This is a genomic window from Bradyrhizobium sp. P5_C11_2 (genome assembly GCF_054049755.1).
The window spans coordinates 1-5,890 of record NZ_JBFULT010000479.1 but is presented as its reverse complement, the minus strand read 5'-3'; the positions used below and the strand labels follow the sequence as shown (position 1 = coordinate 5,890).

The following is a 5,890-nucleotide window of genomic DNA, read 5'->3' as shown; positions in this document are numbered from 1 at the left end:
CCTATGCGGATAGCACTAGGATCGGTGCCGTAGACTTCGAACCCATTTCGCTTGTAGGTCTTGATTGCAGCGCTTGCTGTCGACAAGACGGCAAGATGCACCTGTTCGACACGTGCCTGGGCATGGGCAAGAATCTCTTTGACGAGCCGATCTCCGACACCTTTTCCTTGATGATTTTCTCTTACATAGACCGTGAAGATTTGTCCCCGGTGCTGCGATCTCTTGTCGGGTGAGACATAGAAGCCCGCGACGCCGATCAAGCTCCCGGATTCAAACGCGCCGAGAATAGTGCCGCTGAGCCAATGGCAATAAGCCATCAGCATCGCTTCACCCCCTTCGTCCTCTTCAGGAGAACCGAACGTTTGAGGGTACTTCTGAAGCGCCTCCGCGCGAATTTCGCGAAGGAGATCCAGATCATCGACAGTCAATCGCCGGACTTCTACGTCCGCCTGAGCAATAGCAACCTGTGACGTCATGATCGCCACCTTTCTATTGTAATGGCGCGGGATCGCGTAGGCAGAGATTTATGGTCCGTTACATCACACCACGGCCCCACAGGCCCGTCGCGCCATCTCTAAGCCTGTCTATTGCGCGTTCGGGCGTGAAGTAGTCGATCTCGCCACGCGTCAAGCCGATATCCATCAGCTCCCTGTCACTCAGGTCCTGCAACGTGACTCGTTGGCCGTGGCGCCGCTGCTGAAACGCACGCCAATTTCGCTTGATCAGGCTTAAGACGATGGAGAGGTCGAGGCGGAGCCTCGCGGCATCGCCCCCTGCGATGTTCGTCTGTTGGGGTGGCATCGGATGCTCCTGCTTTTTTGTGCCGGCAGGGAGCGTGGCCAAAGAAAAAGCCCCGTCCGATGCCGGCGGGGCCATGGTGAAAAGATGTCGTCGTCGAATTCCTAGCGCACGACTCCTTCCACGGCCCAGCCGAAGCGGGTCATGTGCGAGAAGTTGACGTTGCACGACGATTTCATCATGGGACGTCTTTACCACAGCGATCGCGCAAAATCAAGGGATGTGCGGAGGCCACTTGCATCCTGGAGGCGAACCCATTGCGGCGGCACTATGCGGGCCTACGCGGACGTGCACTAAATTCTGCCCGAATGCTTACCTCTACTCCCGGGATTGTCTTCTGAGGGCATTGTGATGCGCTTTGGAATAATCGCTGCCGCCATGGCCATTGCGATCAGCGCACCAGCGGGCGCCGACCCTTTCCTTAAGCGTCCCGTTATTCGATTTGTTCAGCCGGTGCGGATAGCGTTGCCTGACTTCGTCGCTGCCGGCCCTTCGGAGACTGAACTAGCCAAATCACTCTCGCAGACCATTGCTTCCGACCTCAAGCAAGCCGGCCCGTTCGAGTTAGTAGATCAGGTGGCGTTCTCCAAAAAGAACGTGAATATCGACGTGCCGCCTGAATTTTCCGATTGGCGTAGAACCAGCACACAGGCACTGATCGCCGGCCGCATCACCCGTCAACCCGATGACCGCATCAAAGTCGAGTTTCGGCTCTGGGACGTCTCCAGCGGCGCACAACTTGCGGGCCAGCAGTATGTCGGCAGTCCCGACGATCTTCGCGGAATTGGCCATATGATTTCCGGCGACATCTACGTGAGCACAACGAACGAGAAACGTACTTTCGAATAAAGCTCTGCGCGCACTCTCGTTCGCTACAGGTCCGCTTTCGTAGGCAGAGCGGGATAACCAGCCTATTGATACACGCCTAACCGCGCACCAGCGTGAACAGCCAGCCGCGGCCGAACAGGACGAGGATGCAGAAGGCGTAGATGAATGTGCCGCAGATCATCAGCAGCGCCAGCGTCATTTCGTCCCGGAAATGCGGCATGGTCGAGAAATAGACCGCGCCAAAATGCGCGGTCAGCCACAGGCCGGCGGCGAGGATCAGGCCGGTCAGAACGAATTTGGCGAGCGATTGCACGAAGGCGCGGTCGAATTCGAGAAAGCCTCGCCGCACCGCGAAGAACAGCACCAGCAAGAGATTGGTCCAGACGCCGACGGCGGTCGCGAGCGCGAGGCCGATCTGGGCCAGCGACCCCATCAAGGCGAGTTTCAGCGCGACATTGACCGCGATGCCGGTCAGCGAGGCGCGCACCGGCGTCGCGGTGTCCTTGCGCGCATAGAAGGTCGCGACCGCGCTGCGGATCAGCACGAAGGGAATCAGCCCGATCGCATAGGCGGCGAGCGTGGCGCCGGCGGCGGCCGCATCGGCCTTCGAGAATGCGCCGCGGGCGAACAGCGCGCGCATGATCGCGTCGGGCACGGTGAGGAAGGCCGCCACGAACGGGATCGAGAACAGCAGCGTGAAGTCGAAGGCGCGGCGCTGCGCCTTCATGGCGCCGTCGTGGTCGTTGGCGGTGATCCGCCGCGACATCTCCGGCAGCAGCACCGTGCCGATGGCGATGCCGATGACGCCGATCGGCAGCTGGTTGAGGCGGTCGGCATAATAGAGCGCCGACAGCGCGCCCGCGGGCAGGAAGGTGGCGATGATGGTGTCGGCAAACAGCGCGACCTGCGTGCCCATCGAGCCCAGCGTCGCCGGCCCCAGCGCCTTGAAGAAACCGCGGACGTCTTCGTCGAGCTTGAGCGGTGCAAAACGCGGTAGGCCGCCATGGCGCGCGAGATCACCCGCGAGCAGGAAATATTGCAGGAAGCCCGAGATCAGGACGCCCCAGGCCGCGGCGTGGCCCGCGGTCGGAAACCAGGCAGCGAGCGCCAGCGTCATCATCATCGCGACGTTGAGAAAGATCGACGCGGCGGCGGCGCTGGCAAAGCGCTGCATCACGTTGAGCATGCCGCCATAGAGCGTCACCAGCGTGATCAGCAGCAGATAGGGAAAGGTGATCCGGGTCAGCTCGATTGCGAGATGTCGCTGTTCGGCATCCTCGCTGAAGCCGGGCGCCAAAATGCTCATGGCCTGCGGCATGAACAACCAGGCGACGATCAGCAGCACGATTTGCGAGGCCAGCAGCAGCGTAAAGATGCGGTCGGCGAACAGTCGCGCGGACGCCTCGCCCTTCTCGCCATGGACATGGGCATAAGCCGGCACCCAGGCGGCGTTGAAGGCGCCCTCGGCAAAGATCGCACGGAAATGATTGGGCAGCCGCAGCRCCACGAAAAAGGCGTCGGCCACGGGCCCGGCGCCGAGGATCGCCGCGAGCATGATGTCGCGGGCAAATCCCGTCAGCCGCGAGAGCAGCGTGTAACCACCGACCGTGAAGATACGTCCGAGCATGCGTCTGTTTTAGAGCATGGCGAGATTAGGTCTAGATGCTAGCCGAGGTGGAGATGTGCCCCCTCCCCCGCTTGCGGGGGAGGGTCGGGGAGAGGGTGTCTCAACAAAGAAGACTCCCCCAGAGGAGAGAACCCTCACCCGGCGCTACGCGCCGACCTCTCCCGCAAGCGGGAGAGGTTAAGCCAACCAGCAGCGACGAAAATCAGCCCGAAATCGCGCCGCGGACGGCCGCGATGATTCGCTCCTGGTCGGCTTCGGTCAGATAGGCGTGCATCGGCAGGCTGATGACGTCCTGCGACAGGCTCTCGCAGCCCGGCAGGCCGCCGTCGGCGACCGGATACTGCTTGTAGGCGGTCTGCTGATGCATCGACTTGCCGTAATAGATCGCGGTCGGCACGCCCTGGGCCTTCAGTGCGGCGGCAAAGCCGTCGCGATCGGTCCCCTTCGGCAGGCGGATGGTGTACTGCGCCCAGACCGAGGTATTGCCGGGCGCGAGGCGCGGCACCGTGACGACATTCGACAGGCCGCGCGCGTAGCGCTCCGCGACCCTGTTGCGGGCGGCGATCTCGTCGTCAAAAATTGTCAGCTTCTCGATCAGGATCGCGGCCTGCATGGTGTCGAGCCGRCCGGTCAGGCCGAGGCGGACGTTGTCGTATTTGTCGACGCCCTGGCCGTGCACGCGGATGCTGCGCAGCGTGGCGGCGAGCTCGTCGTCGTCGGTGAAGATCGCGCCGCCGTCGCCGAAGCAGCCGAGCGGCTTTGCCGGGAAGAAGCTGGTGGCGGTGGCGAGCCCGAAGGTGCCGAGCTTGCGGCCCTTGTAGCTCGCGCCAAAACCCTGGGCGGCGTCATCGAGCACGAACAGGCCTTCCGCCTTGGCGATCTCGGCGATGGCATCGTGATCGGCGGGCTGGCCGAACAAATCGACCGGAATGACCGCGACCGGCTTCAGGCCGGCCTTGCGAGCAGCCGCGATGCCGCGCTTGAGCGACTCCGGGCTCATGTTGAAGGTCGCCTCATCCACGTCGACATAGACCGGCGTCGCGCCGGTCCGCGCCACCGGCGAGGCGGTTGCGATGAAGGTGAACGACGGACACAGCACGGCATCGCCGGGCCCGACATTCTTCGCCATCATCACCATCAGGATGGCGTCGGTGCCGCTGGCGCAGCCGATGACGTGCTTGGCACCGCTATAGGCCGCGAGCTGCTTCTCGAGCTCGGCGACTTCAGGGCCGTTGACGAACTGGCAATGGTCGAGCACGCGCTTGACGGCCGCATCGAGCGAGGCGCCGAGCCGGCGGCGCTGCGAGCCGACATCGATGAAGGGAATGGGATCGGAACGCAGATGCTGGTTCATGGCGCCTTGCTGATTGTCTTGCGAGGTTTGAGCGGTCGACATGGAAACGGGGTCAGCCGGCGACGCGGCGCGGCCCCTTGAGGGCCTGCGATGTGGCCGCCGGCCGCGACGGCGTTTCCAGGCACTGCGTCGCGATCTCGAGGCTGGCAACACCCTCGTCGCCGGTCACCGCCGGAATCTCGCCGTGGCGGACAGCCCTGAGGAATGCGATCAGCTCGGCGCGCAGCGGCTCGTCGTGGCCGACCGGCAGATGCCGCATCGAATAGCTGCCATCCGGCTTGAAGCCGAAACATTCGGTGACCTGGCGCGTCAGGAGATCACCCATCACGTATTTGCCGCGGGTCGCGACCGTGACGCTGCGCGCCTTGAACGGCGTCAGCCAGTTGGTGTTGATGTGGGCGAGCACGCCGCTAGCCGTGCGGAACTGCAGCAGCGCGATGTCCTCGCGCTCGGCGACCGCGCTCGACAATTGCGGCTGCACCTCGACGATGTCGGATTCGGTGAACCAGCGGATCAAATCGATGTCGTGCACGGCGAGGTCGATGACGACGCCGACATTGGACATGCGCGGCGGGAACGGGCCGACGCGCGTGATCGCGATCGAGAGGATGTCCTCGCCGGCGATCGCCTGCTTGACCGCGGCGACCGCCGGATTGAAGCGCTCGACATGGCCGACCATCAGCGTCACGCCGGCCTTTTGCGCGGCGGCGACGATCTCGCGCCCTTCCGCGACCGTGGACGCGATCGGCTTCTCGACCAGCACGTGGATGTTCCTGGCGATGCAGGCGAGCGCGACCTCGTGATGCAGATGGGTCGGCGCCGCGATGGTGACGGCATCGACGCCTTCGGCGAGGAGCTGGTCGAGCGTCTCGAAACCCTGGCAGTTGGCAAGCTCGGTGGTGCGCGCGAGGTGCGCCGGCGACGGATCGACCACACCAACCAGGCTGACGCCGGGCAAGCCCGCGAGCACGCGCGCGTGGTTGCTGCCCATCACGCCGGCACCGACGACGCCGACGCGCAAGCCGGCCTTTGCCGGCTGAGACCCTTTGGAACTCATCTGATCGAACCCCGATTCAACGCAAAACCCCGGGCCGCTTCTAGCACGGGCGCCACATTTGTGGCGAATGCCCGGCTAGCGCTCCGGACACGATTTGATTCAAACAATTACACGTCCCCGGGCCTTAAGCCCCTGAAAGAGACCGCTGTTTCGGCCCGGATGACGTGATTCGGAGCTCGCTGGTTACGACCTTTGATAGTCGTCTTCAATCCGGATGATGTCGTCT

At 63.4% G+C, this 5,890-nt stretch carries 6 protein-coding genes; 1 reads left to right on the top strand and 5 read right to left on the bottom strand.

The features are described from left to right. Positions 1–476 (bottom strand): N-acetyltransferase family protein (locus tag ACXJL8_RS31560; RefSeq protein WP_456686195.1); only part of this gene is annotated, 476 nt, incomplete at its 3' end. A gap of 58 nt (positions 477–534) precedes the next feature. Next, positions 535–801, bottom strand: coding sequence for a DUF1127 domain-containing protein (locus ACXJL8_RS31555; protein WP_456622115.1), 267 nt, complete (start codon positions 799–801; stop codon positions 535–537). Between the two features lie 375 nt (positions 802–1,176). Here ACXJL8_RS31555 and ACXJL8_RS31550 point away from each other — a divergent pair, with 375 nt between their 5' ends. Next, a complete protein-coding gene (locus tag ACXJL8_RS31550) occupies positions 1,177–1,647 on the top strand; it encodes a hypothetical protein (RefSeq protein WP_456622116.1) in 471 nt (156 codons plus the stop codon). A 76-nt stretch (positions 1,648–1,723) separates the two neighbouring features. Here ACXJL8_RS31550 and murJ read toward each other — a convergent pair whose 3' ends face one another. The 3 genes from murJ to ACXJL8_RS31535 all read right to left on the bottom strand — a co-directional run bounded on the left by murJ (position 1,724) and on the right by ACXJL8_RS31535 (position 5,664). After that, positions 1,724–3,253, bottom strand: a complete 1,530-nt coding sequence (gene murJ, locus ACXJL8_RS31545; RefSeq protein WP_456686194.1) for a murein biosynthesis integral membrane protein MurJ — start codon at positions 3,251–3,253, stop codon at positions 1,724–1,726. A gap of 202 nt (positions 3,254–3,455) precedes the next feature. Next, positions 3,456–4,607, bottom strand: a complete 1,152-nt coding sequence (locus ACXJL8_RS31540; RefSeq protein WP_456622118.1) for a DegT/DnrJ/EryC1/StrS family aminotransferase — start codon at positions 4,605–4,607, stop codon at positions 3,456–3,458. Between the two features lie 52 nt (positions 4,608–4,659). Next, on the bottom strand, positions 4,660–5,664 hold the full coding sequence (locus ACXJL8_RS31535; protein WP_456622119.1) for a Gfo/Idh/MocA family oxidoreductase: 1,005 nt from the start codon (positions 5,662–5,664) through the stop codon (positions 4,660–4,662). Positions 5,665–5,890: the final 226 nt, after the last annotated feature.